The organism is Zoogloea sp. (assembly GCF_023150065.1).
Classification (GTDB): Bacteria; Pseudomonadota; Gammaproteobacteria; order Burkholderiales; family Rhodocyclaceae; genus Zoogloea.
On record NZ_JAKLLN010000062.1, the window covers coordinates 1 to 1,895 of the forward strand.

1 protein-coding gene is annotated in these 1,895 nt (G+C 69.6%); it reads right to left on the reverse strand.

The genetic code is table 11. The features are described 5' to 3' along the window. Window positions 1–1,895: 3-hydroxyacyl-CoA dehydrogenase family protein (locus L6Q67_RS23360; protein WP_296575858.1), on the reverse strand; the 1,895-nt coding region annotated here is incomplete at both ends.

Sequence of the window (1,895 nt, forward strand, 5' to 3'; positions counted from 1 at the left end):
GTGGCGGGGTGCTCGAGCAGCGCGCAGAAGCGCTGGCGCTCGAGCGTCATCAGGTATTCCTCGCTCACCAGGCTGCCGGCGTCGACCTCGCCGCCGCAGACCACCTCGGCGATCAGGCTGGCGATGTGGTAGTCGTGCTTGCCGATGAAGCCGCCGTCGCGCATGGCGACGAGCTGCGCCTTGATGGTGGCGATGCCCGAACGCCCGGCCACCGGGATCAGCGCCTTCAGCGGCGCACGCCAGCCGGCGTCGGCCATGGCCCTGGCCTGGCTGATGGCCACGTGCAGCAGCTCGTCCTTGTGGGCGACGACGACATCGCTGTCCAGCAGGTAGCCCAGCTTGCGGCTCTCGAGCGCGCTGGTGCCCACGGTGGCCATCGCCGCGGCCTGGAAGCCGTCCTTGACGAAGGCGAGGTAGTCGGTGTTGCCCACGGCCAGCGCCTTCTCGGCGCCGCGACGGGCGATGTAGGTCAGGCCGCCGCCGGCCGGCAGCAGGCCCACGCCCACTTCCACCAGGCCGACGTAACTCTCCATGTGCGCGACCCGGCGCGAGCAGGCCACCGCGATCTCGCAGCCGCCGCCCAGCGCCACGCCACGCACGGCCGCCACGGTAGGCACACCGGCATAGCGCACGCGCAGCAACGCGTCCTGCAGCTTCTTCACCTCCGGCGCAATGGCCTTGGCGCCGCCCTTCATGAAGGTGGGCAGCATGGCCTCGAGGTTGGCGCCGGCCGAGAACGGTTCGTCGGGTGACCAGATCACCAGGCCCTGGTACTTGGCTTCGGCCAGCTCGACCGCCTTGACCAGGCCCTCGACCACGCCCGGGCCGATGGTGTGCATCTTGCCCGTGAGTGTGACGATCAGCACCTGGCCGTCGAGTGTCCAGGCACGCAGCTCGTCGTTCTTGAACTCCTCGGTGCCGGCACTGGCCGGCGCAGCCGCACCTTCGCCCAGCAGCGATTCGGGGAAGTGCTGGCGCGCATAGACCGGCAGCGCCGAGCGCGGCAGGTACTGGCCTTCGGCCGCGCTCCACGACCCCTGGGGCGTGTGCACGCCCTGCTCGGCCACGGGCCCCTCGAACACCCAGGCCGGCAGCGGGGCGGCGCACAGCGCCTTGCCGGCGTCGATGTCTTCCTTGACCCACTGCGCCACCTGCTTCCAGCCGGCTTCCTGCCACAGCTCGAACGGGCCTTGCTTCATGCCGAAGCCCCAGCGCATGGCCAGGTCGACCTCACGCGCCGAGTTGGCGATGTCGGCCAGGTGCACCGCGACGTAGTGGAAGCCGTTGCGCAGGATGGCCCACAGGAACTGCGCCTGCGGATTGCTCGACTCGCGCAGCAGCTTCAGGCGCTCGGCAGCGGGCTTCTTCAGGATGCGGGCCACGATCTCGTCGGCCTTCTTGCCGCCGGCCACGTAGTCGCCCTGCGCCAGGTCGAAGCGCAGGATGTCCTTGCCCACCTTCTTGTAGAAGCCCGCGCCGGACTTCTGCCCCAGCGCACCGGCTGCGATGAGCTTGGCCACCGCCGTCGGGGTGGCGTAGCTGCCGAAGAAGGGATCGGCCTGAAGGTTGTCCTGCATCGTCTTGACGACGTGGGCCATGGTGTCCAGGCCCACCACGTCGGCGGTGCGGAAGGTGCCCGAGCTGGCGCGGCCGAGCTTCTTGCCTGTCAGGTCGTCGACGACGTCGTAGGTCAGGCCGAAGTTCTCGGCCTCCTTGATCGTCGAGAGCATGCCGGCGATGCCCACGCGGTTGGCCACGAAGTTGGGCGTGTCCTTGGCGCGCACCACGCCCTTGCCCAGCGCGGTGGTGGCGAAGGTCTCGAGCTGATCGAGGATGCCGGACTGCGTGGTCGGTGTCGGGATCAGCTCGACCAGCTGCATGTAGCGCGGCGGGTT